The organism is Agrococcus sp. AC640b (genome assembly GCF_979255995.1).
The window spans coordinates 185,428-208,529 of the sequence record NZ_CEEDMM010000029.1 but is presented as its reverse complement, the minus strand read 5'-3'; the positions used below and the strand labels follow the sequence as shown (position 1 = coordinate 208,529).

The 23,102-nt window shown below is 72.2% G+C and carries 25 protein-coding genes, 1 tRNA gene, 1 other RNA gene and 1 pseudogene; 19 read left to right on the top strand and 9 right to left on the bottom strand.

What is annotated here, in order from left to right; genetic code table 11:
* Positions 1–181: 181 nt before the first annotated feature.
* The 3 genes from ACZ6H8_RS12650 to ACZ6H8_RS12640 all read left to right on the top strand — a co-directional run bounded on the left by ACZ6H8_RS12650 (position 182) and on the right by ACZ6H8_RS12640 (position 1,920).
* On the top strand, positions 182–640 hold the full coding sequence (locus tag ACZ6H8_RS12650; RefSeq protein WP_464147202.1) for a peroxiredoxin: 459 nt from the start codon (positions 182–184) through the stop codon (positions 638–640).
* Positions 633–1,856: an MFS transporter gene (locus ACZ6H8_RS12645; RefSeq protein WP_464147200.1), complete on the top strand. Its 1,224-nt coding sequence runs from the start codon at positions 633–635 to the stop codon at positions 1,854–1,856. The genes ACZ6H8_RS12650 and ACZ6H8_RS12645 overlap by 8 nt, the downstream gene beginning before the upstream one ends.
* A tRNA-Val gene (locus ACZ6H8_RS12640) sits at positions 1,847–1,920 on the top strand. The genes ACZ6H8_RS12645 and ACZ6H8_RS12640 overlap by 10 nt, the downstream gene beginning before the upstream one ends.
* On the opposite strand, the gene ACZ6H8_RS12635 is transcribed toward ACZ6H8_RS12640, so the two are convergent.
* The 4 genes from ACZ6H8_RS12635 to ACZ6H8_RS12620 form a co-directional block, all read right to left on the bottom strand.
* The gene (locus ACZ6H8_RS12635; RefSeq protein WP_464147199.1) at positions 1,918–2,595 is read right to left on the bottom strand and encodes a hypothetical protein; all 678 of its coding nucleotides are present in this window, start codon (positions 2,593–2,595) and stop codon (positions 1,918–1,920) included. The genes ACZ6H8_RS12640 and ACZ6H8_RS12635 overlap by 3 nt on opposite strands.
* A gap of 30 nt (positions 2,596–2,625) precedes the next feature.
* Positions 2,626–3,969, bottom strand: coding sequence for an MFS transporter (locus ACZ6H8_RS12630; RefSeq protein WP_464147198.1), 1,344 nt, complete (start codon positions 3,967–3,969; stop codon positions 2,626–2,628).
* 143 nt (positions 3,970–4,112) lie between these two features.
* Positions 4,113–4,778 (bottom strand): SDR family oxidoreductase, encoded by a 666-nt coding sequence (locus tag ACZ6H8_RS12625; protein ID WP_464147197.1) that lies wholly within the window; start codon positions 4,776–4,778, stop codon positions 4,113–4,115.
* Between the two features lie 86 nt (positions 4,779–4,864).
* A complete protein-coding gene (locus ACZ6H8_RS12620) occupies positions 4,865–5,743 on the bottom strand; it encodes an ion transporter (RefSeq protein WP_464147196.1) in 879 nt (292 codons plus the stop codon).
* Between the two features lie 120 nt (positions 5,744–5,863).
* Between ACZ6H8_RS12620 and ACZ6H8_RS12615 the strand changes: the two genes are divergently transcribed.
* The 14 genes from ACZ6H8_RS12615 (at position 5,864) to ACZ6H8_RS12550 (ending at position 16,631) form a co-directional block, all read left to right on the top strand.
* On the top strand, positions 5,864–6,925 hold the full coding sequence (locus ACZ6H8_RS12615) for a PIG-L deacetylase family protein (protein WP_464147194.1): 1,062 nt from the start codon (positions 5,864–5,866) through the stop codon (positions 6,923–6,925).
* Positions 6,922–7,890 carry an ATP-grasp domain-containing protein gene (locus ACZ6H8_RS12610; RefSeq protein ID WP_464147192.1) on the top strand — a complete coding sequence of 323 codons (969 nt, stop codon included), beginning with the start codon at positions 6,922–6,924 and terminating at the stop codon, positions 7,888–7,890. Before ACZ6H8_RS12615 ends, ACZ6H8_RS12610 begins: the two co-directional genes overlap by 4 nt.
* A complete protein-coding gene (locus ACZ6H8_RS12605; RefSeq protein WP_464147191.1) occupies positions 7,883–8,605 on the top strand; it encodes a PHP domain-containing protein in 723 nt (240 codons plus the stop codon). The genes ACZ6H8_RS12610 and ACZ6H8_RS12605 overlap by 8 nt, the downstream gene beginning before the upstream one ends.
* Positions 8,602–10,089 carry a glycosyltransferase family 2 protein gene (locus tag ACZ6H8_RS12600; protein ID WP_464147190.1) on the top strand — a complete coding sequence of 496 codons (1,488 nt, stop codon included), beginning with the start codon at positions 8,602–8,604 and terminating at the stop codon, positions 10,087–10,089. The genes ACZ6H8_RS12605 and ACZ6H8_RS12600 overlap by 4 nt, the downstream gene beginning before the upstream one ends.
* Complete coding sequence (locus ACZ6H8_RS12595) at positions 10,086–10,226, top strand: hypothetical protein (RefSeq protein WP_464147189.1); 141 nt, start codon at positions 10,086–10,088, stop codon at positions 10,224–10,226. The genes ACZ6H8_RS12600 and ACZ6H8_RS12595 overlap by 4 nt, the downstream gene beginning before the upstream one ends.
* Complete coding sequence (locus ACZ6H8_RS12590; protein WP_464147188.1) at positions 10,223–10,579, top strand: response regulator; 357 nt, start codon at positions 10,223–10,225, stop codon at positions 10,577–10,579. Before ACZ6H8_RS12595 ends, ACZ6H8_RS12590 begins: the two co-directional genes overlap by 4 nt.
* A complete protein-coding gene (locus ACZ6H8_RS12585) occupies positions 10,576–10,944 on the top strand; it encodes a response regulator (RefSeq protein ID WP_464147187.1) in 369 nt (122 codons plus the stop codon). Before ACZ6H8_RS12590 ends, ACZ6H8_RS12585 begins: the two co-directional genes overlap by 4 nt.
* On the top strand, positions 10,941–12,575 hold the full coding sequence (locus ACZ6H8_RS12580; RefSeq protein WP_464147186.1) for a sensor histidine kinase: 1,635 nt from the start codon (positions 10,941–10,943) through the stop codon (positions 12,573–12,575). Before ACZ6H8_RS12585 ends, ACZ6H8_RS12580 begins: the two co-directional genes overlap by 4 nt.
* Before the next feature lie 62 nt (positions 12,576–12,637).
* A complete protein-coding gene (locus tag ACZ6H8_RS12575; RefSeq protein ID WP_464147185.1) occupies positions 12,638–13,666 on the top strand; it encodes a PIG-L deacetylase family protein in 1,029 nt (342 codons plus the stop codon).
* Positions 13,667–13,675: 9 nt separating this feature from the next.
* Entirely contained in the window at positions 13,676–14,494 is an 819-nt protein-coding gene (locus ACZ6H8_RS12570; RefSeq protein WP_464147184.1) for a Nif3-like dinuclear metal center hexameric protein, read from the top strand.
* A gap of 55 nt (positions 14,495–14,549) precedes the next feature.
* A complete protein-coding gene (locus tag ACZ6H8_RS12565; RefSeq protein WP_464147183.1) occupies positions 14,550–15,290 on the top strand; it encodes a zinc ribbon domain-containing protein in 741 nt (246 codons plus the stop codon).
* Positions 15,287–15,718, top strand: a complete 432-nt coding sequence (locus ACZ6H8_RS12560; RefSeq protein ID WP_464147182.1) for a reverse transcriptase-like protein — start codon at positions 15,287–15,289, stop codon at positions 15,716–15,718. Before ACZ6H8_RS12565 ends, ACZ6H8_RS12560 begins: the two co-directional genes overlap by 4 nt.
* Before the next feature lie 43 nt (positions 15,719–15,761).
* An RNA gene (rnpB, locus tag ACZ6H8_RS12555) (RNase P RNA component class A) lies at positions 15,762–16,103 on the top strand.
* Positions 16,104–16,148: 45 nt separating this feature from the next.
* Entirely contained in the window at positions 16,149–16,631 is a 483-nt protein-coding gene (locus ACZ6H8_RS12550) for a hypothetical protein (protein ID WP_464147181.1), read from the top strand.
* A 30-nt stretch (positions 16,632–16,661) separates the two neighbouring features.
* On the opposite strand, the gene ACZ6H8_RS12545 is transcribed toward ACZ6H8_RS12550, so the two are convergent.
* The 5 genes from ACZ6H8_RS12545 to map all read right to left on the bottom strand — a co-directional run bounded on the left by ACZ6H8_RS12545 (position 16,662) and on the right by map (position 22,193).
* A complete protein-coding gene (locus ACZ6H8_RS12545) occupies positions 16,662–18,647 on the bottom strand; it encodes a PTS fructose transporter subunit IIABC (protein WP_464147179.1) in 1,986 nt (661 codons plus the stop codon).
* 22 nt (positions 18,648–18,669) lie between these two features.
* Positions 18,670–19,605 carry a 1-phosphofructokinase family hexose kinase gene (locus ACZ6H8_RS12540; protein WP_464147178.1) on the bottom strand — a complete coding sequence of 312 codons (936 nt, stop codon included), beginning with the start codon at positions 19,603–19,605 and terminating at the stop codon, positions 18,670–18,672.
* Positions 19,602–20,387 (bottom strand): DeoR/GlpR family DNA-binding transcription regulator, encoded by a 786-nt coding sequence (locus tag ACZ6H8_RS12535; protein WP_464147176.1) that lies wholly within the window; start codon positions 20,385–20,387, stop codon positions 19,602–19,604. Before ACZ6H8_RS12535 ends, ACZ6H8_RS12540 begins: the two co-directional genes overlap by 4 nt.
* Before the next feature lie 134 nt (positions 20,388–20,521).
* On the bottom strand, positions 20,522–21,304 hold the full coding sequence (gene ppgK, locus ACZ6H8_RS12530) for a polyphosphate--glucose phosphotransferase (protein ID WP_464147175.1): 783 nt from the start codon (positions 21,302–21,304) through the stop codon (positions 20,522–20,524).
* Positions 21,305–21,314: 10 nt separating this feature from the next.
* Positions 21,315–22,193: a type I methionyl aminopeptidase gene (gene map / locus ACZ6H8_RS12525; protein WP_464147174.1), complete on the bottom strand. Its 879-nt coding sequence runs from the start codon at positions 22,191–22,193 to the stop codon at positions 21,315–21,317.
* Between the two features lie 27 nt (positions 22,194–22,220).
* Between map and ACZ6H8_RS12520 the strand changes: the two genes are divergently transcribed.
* Both ACZ6H8_RS12520 and ACZ6H8_RS12515 read left to right on the top strand, forming a co-directional pair.
* Positions 22,221–22,391 carry an SPOR domain-containing protein gene (locus ACZ6H8_RS12520; RefSeq protein WP_464147173.1) on the top strand — a complete coding sequence of 57 codons (171 nt, stop codon included), beginning with the start codon at positions 22,221–22,223 and terminating at the stop codon, positions 22,389–22,391.
* 50 nt (positions 22,392–22,441) lie between these two features.
* Positions 22,442–23,023, top strand: a pseudogene (locus ACZ6H8_RS12515) (HNH endonuclease signature motif containing protein); the annotation flags it as partial.
* Positions 23,024–23,102: the final 79 nt, after the last annotated feature.

Here is a 23,102-nt window from a genome sequence, read left to right as displayed (position 1 = left end):
TGCTGCGCCGGTGGCGGAATCGTGCGTTGCGAGGTGCGCTTGCCCGCTGCGAGGTGCGCTTCTCCAATAGAGGTGCGGCTCGCAGCGCACCTCTATTGGAGACGCGCACCTCGCAACGGATGGCTCGTGGAGCAGCTCCGTGCCGCGTCGGGCGCTGGCGCGCCGGTGGCAGGATGGGCGCATGGCACCGATCGTGGGCGACATCGCGCCCGACTTCACGCTCATCGATCACCGCGGCGAGGAGGTCACGCTCTCGCAGCTGCGCGGCACGCCGGTGGCGCTCGTGTTCTTCCCGCTCGCGTTCACGGGGACGTGCACGGGCGAGCTGTGCGAGCTGCGCGACTCGATCGAGCTGTTCGACGACGCGGGCGTCGAGCTGCTCGCGATCTCGGTCGACTCGAAGGCGACGCTCGCACGGTTCGCGGAGGTCGAGGGCTACACCTTCCGGCTGCTGTCGGACTTCTGGCCGCACGGCGAGGTCGCGAACCGATACGACGCGTTCCTGCCGCAGCGCGGCATCGCGACGCGGGCGACGTTCCTCATCGACGCCAAGGGCCTCATCGCGGCGTCGTTCCGCACGGAGCCGGGCGAGGCGCGCCCCATCGCCGCGTACCGCGAGGCCCTCGCGACGCTTGACTGACGCGCTGCCAGGAGGGTCGCACGCGACCCTCCGCGAACGGCTCGCGGTCGTCGCATCCGGCGTCGGCGGCCTGTCGGTGCTCTACGCGACCCAGCCGATCCTCGACGCCCTCGCGCGCGACCTCGGAGCCTCCGAGTCGGCGGCGGCATGGACGATCGCGGGCTCGACGCTCGGCGTCGCCCTCTCGGCACCCGTCGCGGGTGCCGTGTCCGACCGGCTCGGCCGCCGTGCGGTGATCGTCTGGGCGCTCGTGGGCGTCATGGTCACGACGCTGCTGTGCGCCGTCATGCCGACGCTGTGGGGTCTCGTCGCCATGCGCATCGTGCAGGGCATGCTCGTGCCGTTCGTGTTCTCGACGTCGATCGCGATGATCCCGGAGGCGTGGCCGGGCCCGTTGTCGGTGCGCCTGGGCGCGTTGCAGGTCGCGGGCACGGCGCTCGGCGGCTTCCTCGGCCGGTTCTCGTCGGGCCTCGCGGCGCCGCTGGGGTGGCGGTGGTCGTTCGTGGCGGTCGCGCTGGTCGTGGGCGTCGCGACGCTCGCCGTGGTCGCGTGGCTGCCTCGCGATCGCGGCTTCGCCGCGTCGCCGTCGGTGGGCGCGGGCGTGCGCGGCTTCGGTCGGCATCTGCGCGACGGCCGCATCCTCGCCACGTGCCTCGTCGGCGCTGCGCTGCTCGCGCTGCAGGTGGGCTCGTTCACGTACGGCTCGCTCGCGCTCGTCGCGCCGCCGCACGGGCTCGCGGAGTGGCAGGTGTCGCTCGTGTTCGTCGTGTTCCTGCTGGCGATCGTCGTGACGCCGCGCGTGGGCGCCGTCGTGGGCCGCGTCGGGCTCGTCGCGACGTTCGTCGCCTCCGTCGTCGTCGGGCTCGTCGGGCTGGGGCTCGCGGCCCTCGGCGCCGCGGGGGAGACGTGGATGATCGTCGCGGGCCTCGCGCTCACGTGCGTCGCGGTGTTCGCGGGCCAGTCGTGCGCGACGGGCTTCGTCGCCCGCCACGTGGTGGTCGCGCGGTCGTCGGCGGTCGGCCTCTATCTCATGGCGTACTACCTGGGCGGGGCCGCGGCGGCGGTCGCGCTCGGCCCGGTCTATCTGTCGTTCGGGTGGCTCGGCTGCGTCGTCGCGCTGGCGGTGGTGCTGGCGCTCTCGGCCCCGGTCGCGGCGCTCGCGTGGCGGGGCGCGGGCGCCGGCTCGGCGTCGCGTATCGTCGACGCGGGCCCGTAGCTCAGTCGGTCAGAGCACCGTGATTACACCGCGGGGGTCGGCGGTTCGATCCCGCCCGGGCTCACTGGCGTGCTCGCACCTCCAGTGCGAACCGATACTCATCGGGAACCTTCGCCTGGTGGTAGACGGTGGTGGCGAGGCGCACGAACCGCTCGTTCGCCACCGTGAACGCGAAGAGCATGCGCGGAGCAACCTGCGCGTTCACGATCCTGTTCGCCTCGATCTCGTCGTGCGTCGTCGGGATGCTCAGCGATGCGAAGGCCAGCGTCGGACCCCAGATCTTCGTCGGATCAGCGGCCACCACGTGGTCGCTGGCGATGTGCGTTCCGTCGGTGAGGTAGACCGATGGGTGGAGCACAGGCTCGTCCAGCGGATTGCTGAATCGCAGGTTCACACGATCGAACGGGTTGCTGCCCTTGCTGATGGCGCGGTAGCGAAGGGTGCACAGTCGTGCCCGTGCCAGTGCGTGCTCGAGGCGCTGGGCGTCGCTTCGCGATCGCGAGATGAGTCCCGCTCCTGCCCCGACCGCAACGAGTGCGACGCCGCCGATCCAGGTGCCGATCGCATCGAACAGAGCGACGTCGAAGCTGCAGCCAGCACCGCACGCCGACCATGCGCCGAGCGACCAGGTCGTCGTCGCGACGACGGCAACGCAGATGAGCAAGACCGCGAGATGCGGACCCGACCAGCCGGACAGCAGTGCCTTGCCGATATCTGCCGGTGATCGAGCGCTGCGCATCTGTGGATGATGACGGTTCTCGCTGGGAAGTCACGCCGTCAGGTCGACGCCCCTCGTCTCGCGCATGCGCCACACCGCGATCGACGCGGCGACGGCGACGAGCGACACGTAGACGATGAAGAGCCACGAGGCGCCGATCGACGACAGCCACAGGTTCACGTACAGCGCCGTGCCGCCGAAGATCGCGACCGACAGCGAGTTCGCGATGCCGATGCCGCGTGCGCGGTGGCGCGTGCGGAACTGCTCCGACAGCAGCGCCGAGTAGATGCCGTTGCCGCCGGCGACGAGTACGAGCGCCACCGTCTGGGCCACGAGCAGCGTCCACGCCTGGTCGGAGATGAGCAGCGTGAGCGGCGCCGTGAGCACGGCGAAGCCGATCGTGAACGTCAACGCGATCGGACGACGCCCGATGCGATCCGAGAGGATGCCGGCGAACGGCATGACCGCGACGCACACGAGCTGCGCGACGAGGCTCGACGCGAACGCCGCCGTCGGATCCATGCCGTGCTGCGCGGTCGCGAGCGACGACGCCGACGTCAACCACGTGTAGAAGGCGATGGAGATGAGCGCGACGAAGAAGAACACCTTCACGCCCGAGCGCACCGCGTCGCGACGCTCGTCGGCGGAGGCGGGCGCGTCGGCGGCGCGACCGACCTCGCCCTCCGCCTGCGCCGTGCGCAGCACGTCGGACTCGATCATCGCGATGCGCAGCACGAGCGCGACGATCGCGAGCGCCGCACCGATCGCGAACGGGATGCGCCACGCCCACTCGGCGACGGCCTCCACCCCGAGCGTCGCATTGAGGCCGAAGCCCATCGCCGACGCGAGGATCGAACCCACGAGCACGCCCATCGCGAGCGTCGACGACCACAGCCCGCGCCGCTTCCGCGGCGCGATCTCGGCGATGTACGCGTAGCCGGCGGTCGACTCCGCCCCGTGCGCGAGGCCCTGCATGAGGCGGGCGATCAGCAGCAGCACCGACGCGAGCACGCCTGCCTGCTCGAAGGTCGGCAGCAGCGCGATGCCGAGCGAGGCCGCGCTCATGGTGAGCATCGTCGCGACCATGACGGTGCGGCGCCCGAAGCGGTCGGCGAGCCACCCGGAGAGGATGCCGCCGAGGGGGCGGAAGAGGAAGCCGACGCCCAGCACCGCGAAGAGCGACAGCAGCGCGCTCGTGGGGTCGGCCGGATCGAAGAGGGCCGCGCTCAGTGCGCCGGAGAAGACGACGGCGATGTTCCAGTCGAACCACTCCAGGCCGTTGCCGACGGCCGACGCGAGCATCGAGCGACGCCGTTGACGGATGGTCGGGCCGCCCTCGGGAAGGTCGGATGCGGGAGCGGGGGAGCCTGATGCTGCGGCGGGGGCGCTGGTCACCATCCGATCCTAGAAGCGTTCCTGGACTCGGTCCTGTATGTCGCTGCGCCGTGAGCGGACGCGACGCACGACGCTCGGGTGCCGACTGGTCGCAAACGCACCTGACCGGTCGCCATCTCGGTGCGACCGTGACCGGTCAGCGGTCAGTAGCGGGCCGAGAAGCCGCCGTCGGCCTGCAGCAGCTGGCCGGAGATCCAACGGCCAGCGGGGGAGACGAGGAACGCGACGACGTCCGCGATGTCGCTCGGAGTGCCCAGCCTGCCGAGCGGATGGTGGTCGGCGAGCTGCCCGCGCAGCTCGGCATCCATCCATCCGGTGTCGATCGGGCCGGGATTCATGGCGTTCGCCGAGATGCCCATCGGCCCGAGCTCGCGTGCCGCCGAGATGACGATGCGGTCGAGCGCACCCTTCGACGCCCCGTACGGCAGGTTGCCGGTCGTGTGGTCGCTCGTGAGCGCCACGATGGCCCCGCCGTCGCGCGGCACCTGGCGTGCGAACGCGGCGATGAGCAGCAGGCTCGCACGGGTGTTCACGGCATGGTGGAGGTCGAGGCTCTCGGCGGTGGTGTCGAGGATGCCCGACTCGACGCCGTGCGCGTGGCTCAGCACGAGCGCTCCGATGGGGCCGTGCTCGCGCACGACGTGCTCGATGAGGACGCCGGGGCCGTCGGCGCTCGACAGGTCGCACGGCACGTCGCCCGCGGCGAGGTCGGAGGTGACGACCTGCCAGCCGTCGGCGGCGAGCCGGGGCACGATGCCCGCGGCGATCGAGCTCGCGCGCGCGGCGCCGGTGACGAGTGCGACGGGCATGTCGGGAGGGTAGCCCGTCGCACGCAGCGCACGCAGCCGTGATGCACCGCCGAGCCCTCCGTCGGCGACGCGTCGAGGCGTGATCGTCAGTCGGCCGCGGAGCGTCGGTCGTCGGCGATCGCGCGCACCATCGCCTTCAGCTCCTGCACCTCGTCCATGAGTTGGCGCTCCTTGAACGTCAGCTCGGTCTCCTCCTCCTTCTGGCTCTCGAGCGCCTCGCACGTCACGGCGATGAAGAGGTTGAGGATCACGAAGGTCGAGATGAGGCCGTAGCCCATCATGAACGCCCACGCCCACGGCAGCTCGGCCTGCAGCGGTGGCACGATCTCGCCCCAGCCGTCGCCGTTCAGCAGGCGGAAGAGCGACACGGTCGACGCTCCCAGGTCGCCGAACAGCGGCGGCGCGATGTCGCCGAAGAGCATGGTGCACGCGACGACGTAGACGTACATGATGATGACGAGCAGCCCTCCGATGGCGGAGATGCCGGGGATCGCCGAGCCGAGCGCGCCGACGACGCGACGCAGCGACGGGACCTGCGACAGCAGCCGCAGCACGCGCAGGACTCGGAGCACGCGCAGGACCTGCAGCGCACCGCCGGAGGGCACGTAGGAGACGGCGACGACGAACAGGTCGAAGAGGTTCCAGCCGTTGCGGAAGAACCGCCATCCGTATGCCGAGATGCGCAGCACGACCTCGATGGTGAAGACGGCGAGGATCGCGGCGTCGACGGCGAGGAGGAGGCCGCCGCCGGCGTCGTGGAAGCCCGGGTACGTCTCGAGGCCGATGAGGATCGCGTTCAGCACGATGAGGGTGATGATCGTGCGCTGGAACCAGCGATGCTCGACGAGCGCGACGAGCCGCGCGCGCCACGGCGGCACCCGGTGCGAGGGATCGGCGTCCGGCCGCGGGAACGCGGCGTCGCTCGTGGCGTCGGAGGGGGAGGTGGCGGGAGCGTCGGTCGTCACCGCATGATCCTGACCGACCTCCCTGGACGCATCCCTCGGCGCTCGGGGGACGAGCCAGACGGGAGACGTCTCGGCACGGCGATGCGCGTGGGGGACAAGGAATGGATACGCTCAGCCCTGATGCCTCCTGAGCCCCGCCGAATCCTCGTGATCGAGGACGACGTCGACGTCGCGGAGTACGTCCGCGTGGTGCTGCAGCGATCCGGAGGGCTCGAGGTCGAGGTGCGTCACGACGGCCGCACCATCGTCGACGACGTCCGCAGCCTGTCGCCGCACGTGATCGTGACCGACCTCGAGCTGCCGGGCGTGCACGGGCTCGAGCTCGTGCAGGCGGTGCGCGAGATGCACCCCGACCTGCCGATCGTCGTGATGACCGCCCACGCATCCGTCGACTACGCGGTGCGCGCCCTGCGCGACGGCGTGTCGGAGTTCCTGCAGAAGCCGCTCGACTCCGCGGCGCTCGTCGCGGTCGTGCAGCGACTCGCGACCGAGCGCGCGCTGCAGCTGGCCTCCAGCCGACGCTCCATCCTCGCGATCGGCGCGCATCCCGACGACATCGAGATCGGCGTGGGCGGCGCCCTCGCCGCGCATGCGGCCGCCGGCGACGCCATCACGCTGCTCACCCTGTCTCGAGGCGCTCGCGGAGGCGTCGCCGACGACCGCCAGCACGAGGCCCTCGCCAGCGCCGAGCTGCTGTCCGCCCGCCTCTTCCTCGAGGATCTCGTCGACACCCACATCCCCGCGACCGACCCCACGGTGGGCATCATCGAGCGCATCGTCGCCGAGGTGCAGCCCGACGTGGTCTACACCCACACCGGGCACGAGCGCCATCAGGATCACCGCGCCGTGCACGAGGCGACGCTCATCGCGACCCGCGGCATCGCCGAGGTCGCCTGCTACCAGAGCCCGTCGTCGACGATCGACTTCCGGCCGTCGCGCTTCGTGACGATCGACGAGCATGTCGACGCGAAGCTCGCGCTCCTCGAGTGCTTCACGTCGCAGGCCGGCATCCGCAGCTACCTCGAGCCCGACTTCGTCGTGGCCACCGCACGCTACTGGTCCCGGTTCGGCACCGGCCGCAGCTGCGAGCCGCTCGAGATCGTCCGCGACGCCGGCGGCGTCGCACCGGCGGCGGGCCGCAGGGCCCGCACCATCACCCGAGCCAGGCAGGAGCCAGCATGACCGTTCGCGTGCTCGTCACCGGAGCGGGAGGGCCTGCAGGCGTCGCGGTGATCCGCTCGCTGCTGCGCCGGCCCGACGTCGAGGTCCTCGCGGCCGACATGGACGGGTGGGCGAGCGGCCTCTACCTCGTGCCCGCCTCCGCTCGCCGCATCGTGCCGCCCGGACTCGCCGACGACTTCGTCGAGCGCCTCGCCGCCATCGTGGCGGAGGACGCGATCGACGCGGTCGTCCCGACGGTCGACGTCGAGCTGCTCGCGCTCGCAGGCGAACGGCACCGCGTCGCCGCCGCGATCGTCGCGGCCAGCGATGCCGCGCTCGAGACGAGCCTCGACAAGTGGGCGCTCGTGCAGGCGTGCGCCTCGGCCGCCCCCGTGCCTCGCACGAGGATCCTCGACGCTGCCGGCGTCGCCGAGGACTGGGCGTTCCCCGTGATCGTCAAGCCCCGTCGCGGCGCCGGCTCGCGCGGCGTCGCGCGCATCGACGACCGCGCGGCGCTCGAGTCGCTCGACCTCGACGACGGCATCATCGTGCAGGAGTACCTGCCAGGCGACGAGTACTCCGTCGACGTGCTCATGGGGGAGGGCGGCGTCGCGATCGCCGCGGTCCCGAGGCTTCGCGCCCGCGTCGACTCGGGCGTCGCCGTCGCCGGTCTGACCGTGCACGACGACGAGCTGGAGGCGACGGCGATCGCATGCGCGCGATCCGCGGGCATCGTGGGCGTGGCGAACGTGCAGCTGCGCCGCGACGACCACGGCACGGCGGCGCTGCTCGAGATCAACCCGCGATTCTCGGGTGCGATGCCGCTGACGATCGCAGCTGGCGTCGACATGCCCTCGATCGCGCTCGACCTCGCCCTCGGCCGGCCGACGCCCGCATCGGTGCCGTTCCGCGAGATCGCGAACGTGCGCTACCTGGAAGACGTGTTCGTCGACCGCGAGGAGATCCTCGGGCTCGACCGTGGATGACCTGCTGCTGGGCGACTGGCACGTCCACTCGACGTTCTCCGACGACGCCGTCTCGACGCTCGAGGAGAACGTCGCAGCCGCCGCAGCCGCAGGCCTGCGGGATCTGCGGTGCGTCGACCACGTGCGGGCGTCGACGACCTGGGTGCCCGAGTTCGTGACGGCGGTCCGCGCACTGACGGTGCCTGCCGGGCTTCGGCTGCACACGGGCGTCGAGGCGAAGATCCTCGACACGGCGGGCGCCATCGACGTGCCATCGGATCTCGTGCTCGGAGCCGGGGGCGTCGACGCGGTCCTGCTCGCCGACCACCAGGTGCCCACACCGCACGGCCCATGGTCGCCGCGGCGCACGACCGAGGCGCTCGCCGACGGGCTGCCGGCCGCCGAGGTGGTCGACTGGATCCTCGAGGGCACGGTGCGGGCAGCGCGCACGATCCCGGGGCGCGCGCAGATCGCGCATCCCTTCTCCATCCTGCCCAAGATCGGTCTTGGCGACGACGACGTCGACGACGAGCGCCTCGCATGGTGGGCGAACGAGCTCGCGAGCACCGAGACGCTCGTCGAGGTCAACGAGAAGTGGGCGTGCCCAGGCGCGCGCACCCTGCACGCCCTGGCCGCCGCAGGCGTCCGCCTCGTCGCGTCGACCGACAGCCACGTCGCGAGCGACGTCGGCCGCTACGATCGCGTGATCGGCATGCTGGAGGGCGGACGCGCATGAGCATCCTCGACGTCGTCGTCGCCGCCCTCTCGATCGTCTTCGTGACGCTCGTCGCGCTCGGCGCGGTCCCGGCCCTCGTCGCCGGCTTCCACTTCCTCGCGATCCCGTTCCACGCGTGGATCAACCACTACGGCAAGGCGCGACCCTACGCGCCGCGCGTCGCCATCGTGATCCCGGCCTGGAACGAGGGTCTCGTCATCGGTGCGACGATCGACCGCCTGCTCGAGATCGACTACCCCAAGGATCGCCTGCGCATCTGCGTCGTCGACGACGCCTCGACCGACGAGACGCCCGACATCGTGCGCGATCGCGCTGCCAGGAACCCGGGCGTCGTCGTCCACATGCGCAGGGAGCAGGGCGGCGAGGGCAAGGCGCACACGCTGAACCACGGCATCCGCCTGCTCCTCGAGGACGACTGGATGGAGGCGCTCCTCATCATGGACGCCGACGTCATCTACCGGCACGACGCGCTGCGCAAGATGACGCGGCACCTGGCCGACCCCGAGGTCGGAGCGGTGACGGGCTACGTGCGCGAGGGCAGCGCTCGCAAGAACGCCGTCACGCGGTTCATCGCCTTCGAGTACGTGCTCGCGCAGATCGCGAGCCGGCGAGCGCAGAACGTGGTCGGCGCCGTGGCGTGCCTCGCGGGCGGAGCCCAGCTGCATTCGCGCGAGAACATCGAGGCGCTCGGCGGGGCCGTCGACACCTCGACGCTCGCGGAGGACACCGTCACGACGTTCGAGACGCAGCTGCGCGGACGCAAGGTCGTCTTCGACCCGCACGCCGTCGTCCTCGCCGAGGAGCCCGGCAGCCTCGATGCGCTGTGGAAGCAGCGGCTGCGGTGGGGCCGAGGCAACGTGCAGCTGACCCTCCGCAGCCGGCGCGTCTGGTTCCGCCCCTCGCGGACCCACGGTCTCGGATCGCTCGCCTTCGGCCTGTCGTGGTTCTCGGTGTTCCTGCTCCCCGCCTTCATGATCGGCGCCTCGGTGGGGCTCATCGGCCTCTCGCTGCTCGACTCCGACCTGGCGTCGGTCGTGTTCCGCGCCCTGTGGATCGTCGTCGGCTGCACGTACGCCTTCAGCATGCTCTTCGCCGCGCAGCTCGACGGGGAGATCGGCCGCATCGCCTGGCGAGAGATCGCCTTGTTCCCCGGCATCATCTCGCTCGTGGTGATGATCGCCGCGTTCTTCCCCGGCCTCGTCGACGGACTCCTCGCCGACGTGCTCGGCGTCGAGATGACGCCTGCGCTGCGCACCACGTTCGACCTCGCCTCGTACGCGTGGATCAGCCTGTGCATGCTGGCAGCGTGGGGCGTGCGCCACGTCGATCGCACGCGCGCGCGGTGGCTCACGGTGCCGCTGCTCTACCTCGTCGGCTTCGGACCGGTGCTGTGCGCCGTCACCTTCGCCGCGTACGTGGCCGAGGCTCGCCGCCTCGAGCAGCGCTGGGACAAGACCGAGAAGACGGGACGCGTGGCCGGATGAGCGATGCGCAGGAGCGAGCGGAGCTCGCCGAGATCGACCAGGATCGACGATCGGAGCGTCGCCTCGTCTGGCAGGCGCTCCTCGCGCTCGTCGTCGTCGCCGCCCTCGTGGTGCTGCGGGAATGGATCCTGCGATGACCGCGCAGCTCAGCGTGCTCGTCGTCGACGACGTCGAGGACCAGCGCGAGCTGCTGCGGACGCACCTTGAGCGGGCGGGATGCCGGGTGCACGCCATCAGCGACACGAGCAGCCTCGAGCACGCCGTCGCGCAGTGCGTGCCCGACGCCGCGATCGTCGACCTCCTCATGCCGACCTCCGACGGCTGGTCCGTGCTCGCGAGCCTGCGGCGCGACCACCCGGAGATGGCGCTCGTCATCGCCTCCGTCCTCGACGCTGCCGACTACCCGGCCTCCGACCACACGCTGCCGAAGCCCTTCAGCGGATCCGACGTCCGCGCGCTCGTCGCCAGGCTCGAGACCGGCAGGCGATGAGCGGCACCGCGATCGTCGCCGACGACGATGACGACGTGCGCATGCTCATCGAGGTCGCCGTCCGACGCGCCGGCCTCACGATCGTCGCCTCGCACGCCGAGGGCGGTCGTGTGCTCGCCGACGCGCTCGAGCTCGATCCCGACGTGCTCGTGCTCGACCACGCGATGCCGGGCATGACCGGCGGCGACGTCGTGCGCGCCGTCCGGGCGCAGCGCACCGACCGGCGCCCGTTCGCGGTGCTCATGTCGGCGAGCGTCGACCTGCTCGAGTCGACGGCTGCCCAGGTCGGCGCCGACGCGCACGTGACGAAGCCCTTCTCGGTGCAGGAGCTGGCGATGCTGCTGACGGATCGGCCCGCCTCGTGAGGTCGCGGCTGTCGCTGGCGTTCCTCGACACCGCGCGCCCCGCCGTGCGGCAGCTCGCCTCCGTCCTCGGCCTCCTGCTCGCGCTCCTCGGGCTCGTCGCGATCCCCGGCATCCCCGTCGACCTGCCACTGCTGGCCATCGCTGCGGCGGTGCTCGTCGTCGCGCAGGGTGCCGCGATCGTCGTGCCCTGGGAGCGGCTGCCAGAGCGTTGGGTGCTCGTCATCCCGATCGTCTCGCTGCTCGCGTTCGGGCTGCTGCGTGCCGCCACGGGCGGCACGCAGTCCGTGTTCGCGTCGCTGCTGCTGCTGCCCGTCATCTGGATCGCGGCCGAGCGCGGCCGCGTCGTCATCCTGATCGCCGCGGTCGGCACCGGTCTCGCGATGGCGATGCCCTACATCCTGCAGACGCAGACGTGGGTGGCGACGCAGGGCCTGCGCGTGCTCGTGACCCCCATCGTGTTCGCGACCGTCGCCGCCGTCGTCAACGAGCTCGCAGCGCACGGCCGCAGGCAGGTCGACGAGCTCACGGCGATCGCCGAGGAGGGTGCGCGGGCGAACGACGAGCTGCGCAGGGTCGAGGCCTTCAACCTGAGCGTCTGGGAGGCGATCCGCCACCAGGCGGTGGTCATCACCGACGTCGTCGGTCGCATCGTCGAGTGGGGCCCAGGTGCGGAGCGGCTGCTCGAGATGCCCCGCGGCGACGCGGTCGGCAGGATGGCGACCGACTTCCTGCAGCCGGCGGACTCCGAGCGTGCTCGCGGGCTCGCGTTCGAGACGCTGCTGGGGCTCGCGGAGCAGGATGCGGTGGCAGACGGCTTCGAGGTGCGCACGGGCTCGGGGGCGACGGTGCCGGTCGACGTCACCTACAGCCCACGGCTCGACGAGGACCGGCAGGTGGTCGGCTACATCCTCGTGGCCCACGACATGCGTCAGGCTCGCGAGGCCGCCCGGCTCAAGGACGAGTTCGTCGGCACGATCTCGCACGAGCTGCGCACGCCGTTGAGCTCGGTGCTCGGCTACCTGGAGCTCGCTCGCGACGACGAGGCCGGTCTCAGCGAGACGCAGACCCGGTACGTCGAGGTCGCCGAGCGCAACGCGCGGCGGCTGCTCGCACTCGTGGGCGACCTGCTCTTCGTCGCGCAGGTCGATGCCGGTCGCTTCCCCCTCGAGCTGTCGCGCCTCGACGTGCGCTCCATCGTGCGCGCCTCTGCCGAGTCCGCCATGCCCTCGGCGGCACGAGGGGGAGTGGCGATCGCCGTCGAGGTGCCCGAGCACGCCGTCGAGGTGCGCGGCGACGCGACGCGCTTGGGGCAGGCCGTCGACAACCTCGTGTCGAACGCGGTCAAGTTCACGCCGCACGGCGGGGCCGTGACCCTGGGTCTCGCGCGCGTCGGCGACGAGCTGCGCATCGCCGTCTCGGACACGGGGCTCGGCATCCCGCAGGACGAGATGCAGCGGCTCTTCACGCGCTTCTTCCGCTCCACGACGTCGACGCGGCAGGCGGTGCAGGGCGTGGGCCTCGGGCTGAACATCACCCGCGCGATCGTCGAGGCGCATGCCGGGCGCATCGACGCCTCGAGCGTCGAGGGCGAGGGGACGACGTTCGAGATCTGGCTGCCCGCGTTGCACTGAGAGGTGGGGTACGCGCCGAGCCGCTGCATGACGTCGCGCTGTCGTCGGGGTACAGTGCGATCATGACGAATCCTCTGGTTCCGGTCGTGATCGCCACGGAGGACGACGCCGAGGGGCTCAGGCTCGCGATGGCCCTCCAGCCGATCCCGGGCGCGCACGTCGTCGTGCTGGCAGACGGCGACGACCTCGTCGCCGCCGTGCGCATGCACGACGCGATGGTCGTCGTGGGGGATGCCTCGCTCGTCGCCGACGGTGCGCGCAAGGTCGAGCGGGTGCGAGCAGCAGGCGTCGCCGTCGGCTTCGTGATCGTCACCGAGCAGCCGTCGCTCGCCGACGCGGTGCTGGCGTTGCGCGCACGCGTCGACGAGCTCTTCCCCGGCCCCGTGTCCGACGCGCGGCTGCGGACGGCGGTCGAGGACGTGGCCGCGTCCGTGCGCCAGCGTCGCGAAGGGAGCGCCGGTCGGAGCGTGCTCGTGGTCGGGGCGACCCTCGATGCCGTGCTGCTGGGTGCCGGCGGCGTCATCCGGATGCATGCGGACGTCGGCGACCGCGTGATCGTCGCGACGCTCGACGAGCTCGACGACGCGACGCGCCGCGACGCAGCGGCGGCGGTCGCCGAGCAGCTCGGTGCGGAGATCGTGCCCCTCGCCTGCGACGGTGGATCCCAGGAGGCGATCCTGTCCGAGCTCGCCCCGATCGTCGCGACGCACCGTCCCGCCGTCGTCTACACGCACGCTGGCGCCGACGAGGCGTCGACGCAGCGCCGCGTGCTCCAGGCCGTGACGGAGGCGGCGCCCGATGCCTCGAGGATCTCCTGCTTCCAGTCCGCAGCGTCGTCGATCGAGTTCGCGCCCACGCTCTTCGTCGACGTCGACGAGGTCATGGAGCACAAGGTCGCAGCGCTGGCCGCATGGAGCCAGGATGCGTCCACCGTCGATCTCGTCCGCGCGACGGCGACGTACTGGTCCCGCTTCGGCACCGGTCGAGCGTGCGAGCCGTTCGAGCTGCTGCGCGACGTCGTGCTGCCGGGCTCCGACGCCGACCGCGTCGACGAGTCGAGCCGAGTCTCGGCGCCCATGCACCGCGCCTAGACTGAGGGCATGACGACCGTCGCCGACGTGCAGCACGCCGTCGAGCGGCTCTGGCCCCGTGCGGGCGCGGAGGACTGGGACGCCGTCGGCCTCGTCGCGGGCGATCCGGCCGACGAGGTGCACCGCATCCTGCTCGCCGTCGACGCCGTGCTCGACACCGCCTCCGAGGCGATCGCCGCAGACGCCGATCTGCTGCTCGTGCACCATCCGCTGCTGCTGCGCGGCGTCACGTCCGTCGCCGCCGACACCGCGAAGGGGCGCATCGTCACGAGCCTCCTGCGGGCGCGGTGCGCGCTGCTGGCAGCCCACACGAACGCCGACGTCGTCGAACGCGGCACGTCGGGCGAGCTCGCCCGCATCCTCGGCCTCGTCGACCAGCAGCCCATCGTGCCTGCCGCGACGGGCGGCGGCGACGGTCTCGGCCGCGTCGGCGACCTGCCTGCACCGACGACCCTCGGACGCCTCGCGGAGGCGCTCGCGCACGCCCTGCCGTCGACGGCGAGCGGCATCCGCGTCGCTGGCAGCTTCGACCGCCCCGTGCAGCGCGTCGCCGTGTGCGGCGGCGCGGGGGATTCGCTGCTGGGTGAGCCCGCGGTCGTCGGCGCCGACGTGTACGTCACGAGCGACCTGCGCCACCACCCCGCCTCCGACGCCCGCGAGCGCCACGCGCTCGGCGCCGGTCCCGCGCTCGTCGACGTGTCGCACTGGGCCAGCGAGTGGCTGTGGCTCGACGCGGCAGCGGAGCAGCTGCGCGAGGAGCTGCCGGGCGTCGAGGTCGCGGTGAGCGACCTCCGCACCGATCCCTGGGACTTCCAGGTGCCGCAGTGATCGGCACCATCACGCACGCACGCACCGCGACGATCCGTCGCGCGAAGGAGGACGCATGGCACTGACCGCGAGCCCCGCCGATCAGCGCAGGCTGCTCGACCTGCAGGACGTCGACACCCGCATCCGCCAGTTCGAGCACAAGGAGCGCGTGCTGCAGGACGACCCCGAGATCGCCGCCTCCGACGACGCGCTCGTCGCGTTCGACCGTGCGGTGCTCGAGCGTCTCGGTGCCGTCGACGACCTGCAGGCCGAGGTGCGCCGCATCGAGGCCGACGTGCAGACGGTCGAGGCTCGTGCGGTGCGCAACCGCGAGCGCATGCAGCAGACGTCGGATGCGAAGACCGCGTCGGCGATGGAGCACGAGATCGCGTCGCTCGACAAGCGCCGCAGCGACCTCGAGGACATCGAGCTCGAGGTCATGGAGCGGCTCGAGACGGCGGAGCGCGAGCTCGCAGCCGCACGGTCGGCCGCCGACGACGAGCGCGCCCGCCGCGGCAGGCTCGCGACCGCCCGCGACCAGGGCCTCGCCGGCGTGCGCGACGAGCTCGAGGCCGCCCGCACCGACCGTGCCACGGTCGAGGCGACGATCCCCGCCGACCTCCTCGCGCTGTACGAGCGGCAGCGGGCCCGCTACGGCCTCGGCGCGAGCCACCTCACGCGCGGCATCTCGACGGCGAGCGGCGTGCAGCTGACCTCCGCCGAGCTGCACGAGGTGCGTCAGGCTGCGCCCGACGCCGTGCTGCTGTGCCCGTCGTCGTCGGCGATCCTCGTGCGCACCGAGGACTCCGGCCTGTGAGCGCTCGCACGCTCATCGTCGAGGCCGACGGCGGTTCTCGCGGCAATCCAGGACGCGCGGGCTCGGGTGCCGTCGTCATCGACGCTGCCACGGGCGAGATCCTCGCGGAGGTCGGCACGTTCGTCGGCATCGCGACGAACAACCTCGCCGAGTACCGAGGCATGATCGAGGGCTGTCGCACCGCGATCGCCATCGATGCCGACGCGTCCCTCGACGTGCGCATGGACTCGAAGCTCGTCGTCGAGCAGATGTCCGGCAGGTGGAAGATCAAGCATCCGTCGATGGCCGACCTCGCGCAGGAGGCGAGGCAGCTGCTCGCAGGCGTGCCGGTGCGCTTCACGTGGGTGCCGAGAGCGCAGAACGCCCGCGCCGACCGCGTCGCCAACGAGGCCATGGATGCGGGCGCCTCCTTCGAGCGCCGCCACTGACGCGAGCGTCGTGCACGGCGGGCCCGCTACGATCGGTGTGGGACTGGTCGGCCAGGCGGCCGCGTCACCTTCGGGTGCCGAGGAACGTCCGGGCTCCGCAGAGCAAGGTGGTGGATAACGTCCACCCGGGGTGACCCGCGAGCAAGCGCAACAGAGAGCAGGTCCGCCGGCTTCGGCCGGTCAGGAGTGAAACGGTGGTGCAAGAGACCACCAGCGTCGTGTGCGAGCACGGCGGCTAGGCAAGCCTCACCTGGAGCAAGACCAGACAGAAGGCGATGGGGCTGCTCGTCCCGCCTTCGGGTAGGTCGCTGGAGGCGTGCGGCAACGTACGTCGTAGAGAGATGGCCGTCCACGACAGAACCCGGCGTATCGGCCGGCCAGTCCCGCATCATCGCAGCCGGCGCCCAGCGCGCCGACCTATCGTGACGCCATGACGAACGATGCGCGCCACGGTGCGAGCGGTCACGGCGACGACCCCGAGCTGCGGTGGTTCCGCGGCGCGAAGGCGATGGACGCGGCGAGCCTCGCGGCATCCGATCAGCCGCCGCGCGAGGTGCGCATGATCATCCATCAGCTCTGGGCGTCGGCGATCGGCGTCCTGGTGGCCGGTGGCGTGCCGTGGCTGCTCGCCGCCACCACCGATCGCTTCCCCGTCGTGGTCGCCTGGATCATGACGCCCGTCGTGCTCGCGATCGGTGCGGCGTGCGCCGTGATCGCGATCCAGCTGCGCCGCGGCTCGGAGCGCACCCGCGCATTCCTGGCAGGGCCGAAGGAGGAGTCGCCGTTCGACGTGTTCGTGCTCGGGGGCTACTGGATGTTCACGCGCGAGCGGCTGCGCACGAGGAGCGCGCGAGCGTGGTTCCAGCACCGCACGCGGCTGCGACGCGAACGACGAACGGGCGGGCCGCAGTAGCGACCCGCCCGTGCCTCGCTGCGACGGTCGTCAGACCGTGGCGAGCTGGCGCTCCTCGACGGCGAGAGGGGTGCGGCGCACGAAGCGCTTCAGCACGATGACGGCGAGCGCCGACACGATGACGCCCGCGACGATCGCGACGAGGAACATCGGCCACGTGCCGTCCATCGCGAACAGCACGAACACGCCGCCGTGCGGTGCCTGGCTCACGACGCCCGCACCCATGGCGATCGCGCCGGTCGTCGCGGCGCCCAGGATGGAGGCGCCGATGACGCGCAGCGGGTCGGCGGCGGCGAACGGGATCGCACCCTCCGAGATGAATGCGGCACCGAGCAGCCAGGCGGCCTTGCCGTTCTCGCGCTCCGCAGCGGAGAACAGGCGACGGTCGACGACGGTCGCGAGCGCCATCGCCAGCGGCGGCACCATGCCGGCGGCCATCACGGCGCCCATGATCATCCACGGCGTCGGGTTGTCTGGCGAGCCCGTCGCGAGGTTCGCGACCGCGAACGAGTAGGCGACCTTGTTCACGGGGCCGCCGAGGTCGATGGCCATCATCGTGCCGAGGATGAGGCCGAGCAGCACGACGCCCGTGCCCGACAGCGAGGTGAGGAAGTCGTTCAGACCCGTCGAGAGCGCTGCGATCGGCCCGCCGAGCACGAGCACCATGAGGCCGGAGGCGACGATGGAGGCCAGCAGCGGGATGAGCACGACGGGCATGAGGCCCGCGAGCCAGCGCGGCACGTTCCACGTGCCCATCCAGCGGGCGACGAGGCCGGCGAGCAGGCCGCCGACGATGCCGCCGAGGAAGCCGGCACCCATGACGCCCGCGACGGCACCGGCGACGAAGCCGGGTGCGATGCCGGGGCGGTCGGCGAGGCCGTAGGCGATGTAGCCGGCGAGCGCGGGCACGAGGAAGCCCATCGACGCGCCACCGATGACGAAGAACACCGCGCCGAGGTAGTGCAGGAGGCCCTCGGGCGGCAGGTTCCAGAGCTGGTTCGTCAGCGCGACGTCCTGCGCGTCGAACGCGATCTCGTAGCCGCCGAAGAGGAATCCGAGCGCGAGCAGCAGGCCGCCGCCTGCGACGAACGGGATCATGTAGCTCACGCCGGTGAGCAGCACGCGCTTCAGCAGCGCCCCGACCGACTCGTTCGAGGGCGCCGAGGCCGACGACGACGTGGCCGAGCCGCCCGCCACGCGTGGCGCGGACGGGTCGTCGGCGGCGGCGAGCGCACGGGCGACGAGCCCGTCGGCCTCGTCGATGCCGCGCTTGACGGGCACCTGCACGACGGGCTTGCCTGCGAAGCGGCCCTTGTCGCGCACGTCGACGTCGACGGCGAAGATGACCGCGTCGGCGGCGGCGATGATGGCGGGGTCGAGCGGCTTCGCGCCTGCGGAGCCCTGCGTCTCGACCGTGACGCGCACGCCGGCGCGCTCGCCGGCGGCCTTGAGCGCATCGGCGGCCATGTACGTGTGGGCGATGCCGGTGGGGCATGCCGTGACGGCGACGAGCGAGCGAGAGCCTGCGGCGACGGGCGCCGCGCTCTCCTCGCGATCGGCGACGGCCGCATCCACGAGCGCGACGATCTCGTCGGGCGTGGTCGCGGCACGCAGCGCGGCGGTGAACTCCTCGTCGACGAGCGAGCCGGCGAGGCGGGAGAGCACCTGCAGGTGCGTGTCCGCCGCGCCTTCTGGCGCGAGGATCATGAACAGGATGTCGGCGGGGCCGTCGGACGCGCCGAAGTCGACGTGCGGCTGCAGGCGTGCGAAGAACAGCGCAGGCTCCGACACCGCGGCGGTCTTGGCGTGGGGGATGGCGATGCCGCCGCCCATGCCGGTGGCGGTGAGCGCCTCGCGGGCGAGCACGTCGGTGGCGAGCGCCTCGGCGCTCGAGGCTCGACCGGTCGCGGCGACCATGCCTGCGATCGTGCGGATGACATCGTCCTTCGTGGCGCCCAGGGGGCGGTCCAGCGAGACGAGCTGGGGGGTGATGACGGGCAACGGTGCTCCTGACATGGAAGGGATGCGGCGCGAGCGCCTAGTGGCGGAGGTCGTGGACGACGACGCGCGACGCGTCGGCGAGGTCGGGGGTGGGGATGCCGGTGCCTGGCAGCGCGGCGGCGGCGGAGCCGTGGGCGATCGCCTGGGCGAGGCGCCCGGGGGCGCCGGCGCCGAGGCGCTCGGCGTGCAGGTAGCCGGCGAGCGTGGCATCGCCTGCGCCCACGGTGGAGCGCACGACGGTGGGCGGGGGAGCCGCACGCCATGCGCCGTCGGAGGTGACGAGGGCTGCGCCGTCGGCGCCGAGGGTGAGCAGCACCGTGGCGACGCGGCCGGCGAGGCCGCGGGCGGCGGCGATCGCGGTGTCGGGTGCGTCGAGCGCGTGGGCGTCGAGGCCGAGCAGCTCTGCCAGCTCGGTCTCGTTGGGCTTCACGAGGTCGACGCCCGCGTCGACGGCGGCGGCGAGGGCTGCGCCGGAGGTGTCGACGGCGATGCGTGCGGCGCCCGCCGCGCGCACGGCGGCGACGATGGCGTGCACGACGTCGACGCTCGTCGACGGCGGCAGGCTGCCTGCGACGACGACCCACCGCGCGTCGCCTGCGAGCTCGGCGACGGCGGCGAGCAGTCGGTCGAGCACGGCACCCGTCACGGGTGCGCCCGACTCGTTGACCTTGGTCGTGGTGCCGTCGGGGTCGACGATGGCCGTGTTCTGCCGCACGGGTGCGCCGGCAGCGATCGCCCGCACGGGCACGGCGAGCGACTCGAGGCTCGTGACGAGCCTGTCGTGGGCGTCGGCGACGACGATCGCGGTCGACGCGGTGCCGGCGGCGAGCAGGGTGCGGGCGACGTTGACGCCCTTGCCTGCCGGCTCCTCCGTCGTGCGCCCGTGCGCGCGAGCGACGCCGCCGATCTCGAGGGCGGCGTCGAGCTCGACGGTGCGGTCGATCGAGGGGTGGAGCGTGATGGTGAGGATCATGCGACGTGCACCTCCGTGCCTGCGGCGTCGAGGGCTGCGGCGAGCTCGGCGCCCGGCTGCTCGTCGGTGACGACGACGTCGACCTCGCCGAGCGCGGCGAAGCGGCACAGGGTGGAGGCGCCCACCTTCGAGCCGTCGACGAGGCAGGCCACGCGGCGCCCGGAGGCGACGATCGCCGCCTTCACTGCTGCCTCCTCGGGGTCGGGCGTCGTGAGCCCCGCGTCGTCGAGCCCGTTCGTGCCGAGCACGACGACGTCGGGGCTGAGTGCCTGGATCGCGAGCAGGGTCTGCGCGCCGACCGCGGCGCCCGTGAGCTGTCGCAGGCGTCCGCCGATGACGTGCACCTCGATCGCGGGGTGCCGCGAGAGGATCGCGGCGACTGCGGGGGCGTGCGTCGCGACGACGAGGCGGGCGGCGAAGCGCTGCGGCCACTGCTGCACGAGGGCCTCCGCGAATGCTGCGGTCGTCGTGCCGGCGTCGACGAGCAGGCTCGTGGCTCCGAGGGCGACGAGGCGTCGGGCTGCGAGGTCGGCGATGCGCCGCTTGCCGGCGGCGTTGCGGCCGACGCGCTCGTCGACGGCGGACTCGACGAGGCTCACGCGCTCGGCGCTCACGGCGCCGCCGTGCACGCGGCGTGCGATGCCGGCGACCTCGAGGGCGTCGAGGTCGCGGCGCACGGTCTCCTGCGTGATGCCGAGGTCGCTCGCGAGGCGGGTGACGAGCACGCGCCCCTCTGCGCGGATGCGCTCGGCGATCGCGTCGCGCCGCTGCACTGCCAGCATCGAGCCTCCTCGGTCGTGTCACGACGATAGCGCAGAAACACAGAAAGACAAAGGAAAGCACAGACGTGCGCAGGTGGGGGCGACGCAGAGAGGGGCCGCCGTCGTGCGGCGACCCCTCGTTGACGCGTCTGCTGCTAGATGCCCACGGCGAGCGCCGCGGCGCCCATGATGCCCGCGTTGTTGCGCAGCGTCGCAGGCACGATGCGGGTCTCGAGGTCGAGCAGCGGCAGGAACTTGTCGGCCGACTTCGACACGCCGCCGCCGACGACGAAGAGATCGGGGGAGAAGATGAACTCGAGGTGCGCGTAGTAGCGCTGCAGACGCTCCGCCCACTGCTCGTAGGTGAGCTCTTCGCGCTCGCGCGCCTTGTTCGACGCGCGCGACTCCGCGTCGTGCCCGTCGAGCTCGAGGTGGCCGAGCTCGGCGTTCGGCACGAGCACGCCCTTGTAGATGAGCGCGCCGCCGATGCCGGTGCCGAGCGTCGTGAGGATCACGAGGCCGTCGACGTCCTTCGCGGCCCCCCAGTGGTCCTCGGCGATGCCGGCGGCGTCCGCGTCGTTCACGAAGTGGATGGGTCGGCCGAGGTGCTGCTCGAAGAACTTCTCGGCCTCGAAGCCGATCCACTTGTCGGAGACGTTCGCGGCGCTCAAGGTGCGTCCGCGCTTCACGATCGCGGGGAACGTGACGCCGATGGGCGTCGACTTCGACTCGTCGAGCTGCGCGACGAGCTCGACGACGACCTGCGCGATGGCCTCGGGCTCGCCACCGGTGGGCGTCGGCAGCTTGATGCGGTCGCTGAGCAGCTCGCCAGAGCGCACGTCGACGAGCGCCGCCTTGATGCCCGTGCCGCCGATGTCGACGCCGATCGCCTGCTTCGGCGTCGAGTCGGACTTCTTCGACTTCTTGTCCTTGCTCATGGGCGCGTGCTCATTCCTGCGTCGTCGGGAGGGTGAGGATCTCGGCACCGTCGTCGGTGACGACGATCGTGTGCTCGAACTGGGCGGTGCGGCTGCGGTCGCTCGTCACGGCAGTCCAGCCGTCGGCCCACATGTCGTGGTCGGGTGCACCGCCGAGGGTCAGCATGGGCTCGATCGTGAAGACCATGCCAGGCACGATCTCGGTCGCATGCGCCTCGGAGTCGTGGTGCGGGATCACGAGCCCCGAGTGGAACGAGGTGCCCACGCCGTGGCCGGTGAAGTCGCGCACGACGCCGTAGCCGAAGCGGCCGGCGTACGCCTCGATCGCGCGGCCGATCACGTTGACGCGCCGCCCTGGCGCGACGACGCGGATGGCGCGGCGCAGGGCCTCCTGGGTGCGCTCGACGAGGTCGTCGACCTCCTGCGAGACGGCACCGACGCGGAACGTGCGGTTCGTGTCGCCGTGCACGCCGTCGACGAACGCCGTGATGTCGACGTTCACGATGTCGCCCTCGTCGAGCACGGTGTCGTCGGGGATGCCGTGGCAGATCACCTCGTTGACGCTCGTGCACGTCGAGCGCGGGTAGCCGCGGTAGCCGAGGGTCGAGGGATACGCGCCGTGCGCGACGAGGAAGGCGTGGCCGATGCGGTCGAGCTCGTCGGTCGTGATGCCCGGGCGCACCGCCTCGCCGACGGCGACGAGCGCGTCGGCGGCGATGCGTCCGGCAGCGCGGATGCGCGCGATCGCCTCGGCGTCGTAGACGTCGCCGCCCGTGTGCGTCGCGGGTGCCAGGCGGCCCACGTACTCGGGCCTGGCGATGCTCGCGGGCACGCTCGGAGCCCGCCCGACGACGCCGGGCACCAGGTGACCGCTCGCGTCCTTGGGCATAGGCTCCAGCATAGGGAAGGGGACGTGATGACCGAGTACTGGTACAACCTCGAGACGGGTGCCGTCGAGGAGGGCATGGTCTCTCCCGGGTACGATCGCGCCGGCCCGTTCACCTCCGCCGAGGAGGCCGCGCGAGCGCCCGAGATCATCAAGCAGCGCGCCCAACAGTGGGCTGCCGAGGACGACGCGGAGCGCTGACTCAGGCGGTGATCTCCACCGCCTGAGCCCGACGACCGGGCGTCGACTGCGTGTCGGTGGTCGCGCGATCACCCAGACGGGCGGCGTGCTCGCGAGCTCCGACGTCTCGCCCGAGCAGCGGGCCGGCCGGGGCGAGGGCCGCGTCGAAGGACGACCCGCGCACCATCGACCAGTGGCGGGCCGACGCCTGCTGCGAGCTGCTCCTCGCCGGCGTCGGCGCGCCATCCGTCGTGCGCACGGCTGGTGACATCGACATCGAGCATGCCGGGCTCCTCGCCACGATCGCGCCGGTCGTGCAGGTCACCGTGCCCGTCGCGACGCTCACCGGTGCATCTCGGAGGCACCGGGATGCCTCGACGGCGTGCAGCCCGTCGACGCGGAGACGGCTCGCATCCTCGCCGGTGCCGCAGCGACCTGGGAGCGGCTGCTCACCGACCCGATCCGTGGCACGGTCGTGGAGGTCGACACGTGCAGCCCGAGCGCGGCGCAGCGCCGCCCTGCTCATCGCGCGCGACCAGCATTGCCGCTTCCCCGGCTGCGGCGCCAAGGCTCGCGACGACGACGCCGACCACACGATCGCGTGGCAGGACGGCGGCGCGACGTCGCTCGGCAACCTCGCCCACCTGTGCCGACGGCACCACATGCTGCAGCACGCCACCGCACGGACGGTCGGTCGACCTCGTCCGGGCGAGCTGCGGTGGCGATCGCCAC

Bases quoted from the DNA above. Each gene is read 5' to 3' on its own strand.
- ACZ6H8_RS12650 (WP_464147202.1), top strand. From the start codon at position 182: ATGGCACCGATCGTGGGCGACATCGCGCCCGACTTCACGCTCATCGAT.
- ACZ6H8_RS12635 (WP_464147199.1), bottom strand. From the start codon at position 2,595: ATGCGCAGCGCTCGATCACCGGCAGATATCGGCAAGGCACTGCTGTCC.
- ACZ6H8_RS12625 (WP_464147197.1), bottom strand. From the start codon at position 4,778: ATGCCCGTCGCACTCGTCACCGGCGCCGCGCGCGCGAGCTCGATCGCC.
- ACZ6H8_RS12615 (WP_464147194.1), top strand. From the start codon at position 5,864: ATGCCTCCTGAGCCCCGCCGAATCCTCGTGATCGAGGACGACGTCGAC.
- ACZ6H8_RS12610 (WP_464147192.1), top strand. From the start codon at position 6,922: ATGACCGTTCGCGTGCTCGTCACCGGAGCGGGAGGGCCTGCAGGCGTC.
- ACZ6H8_RS12600 (WP_464147190.1), top strand. From the start codon at position 8,602: ATGAGCATCCTCGACGTCGTCGTCGCCGCCCTCTCGATCGTCTTCGTG.
- ACZ6H8_RS12595 (WP_464147189.1), top strand. From the start codon at position 10,086: ATGAGCGATGCGCAGGAGCGAGCGGAGCTCGCCGAGATCGACCAGGAT.
- ACZ6H8_RS12590 (WP_464147188.1), top strand. From the start codon at position 10,223: ATGACCGCGCAGCTCAGCGTGCTCGTCGTCGACGACGTCGAGGACCAG.
- ACZ6H8_RS12585 (WP_464147187.1), top strand. From the start codon at position 10,576: ATGAGCGGCACCGCGATCGTCGCCGACGACGATGACGACGTGCGCATG.
- ACZ6H8_RS12575 (WP_464147185.1), top strand. From the start codon at position 12,638: ATGACGAATCCTCTGGTTCCGGTCGTGATCGCCACGGAGGACGACGCC.
- ACZ6H8_RS12570 (WP_464147184.1), top strand. From the start codon at position 13,676: ATGACGACCGTCGCCGACGTGCAGCACGCCGTCGAGCGGCTCTGGCCC.
- ACZ6H8_RS12565 (WP_464147183.1), top strand. From the start codon at position 14,550: ATGGCACTGACCGCGAGCCCCGCCGATCAGCGCAGGCTGCTCGACCTG.
- ACZ6H8_RS12550 (WP_464147181.1), top strand. From the start codon at position 16,149: ATGACGAACGATGCGCGCCACGGTGCGAGCGGTCACGGCGACGACCCC.
- ACZ6H8_RS12545 (WP_464147179.1), bottom strand. From the start codon at position 18,647: ATGTCAGGAGCACCGTTGCCCGTCATCACCCCCCAGCTCGTCTCGCTG.
- ACZ6H8_RS12540 (WP_464147178.1), bottom strand. From the start codon at position 19,605: ATGATCCTCACCATCACGCTCCACCCCTCGATCGACCGCACCGTCGAG.
- ACZ6H8_RS12535 (WP_464147176.1), bottom strand. From the start codon at position 20,387: ATGCTGGCAGTGCAGCGGCGCGACGCGATCGCCGAGCGCATCCGCGCA.
- ppgK (WP_464147175.1), bottom strand. From the start codon at position 21,304: ATGAGCAAGGACAAGAAGTCGAAGAAGTCCGACTCGACGCCGAAGCAG.
- map (WP_464147174.1), bottom strand. From the start codon at position 22,193: ATGCCCAAGGACGCGAGCGGTCACCTGGTGCCCGGCGTCGTCGGGCGG.
- ACZ6H8_RS12520 (WP_464147173.1), top strand. From the start codon at position 22,221: ATGACCGAGTACTGGTACAACCTCGAGACGGGTGCCGTCGAGGAGGGC.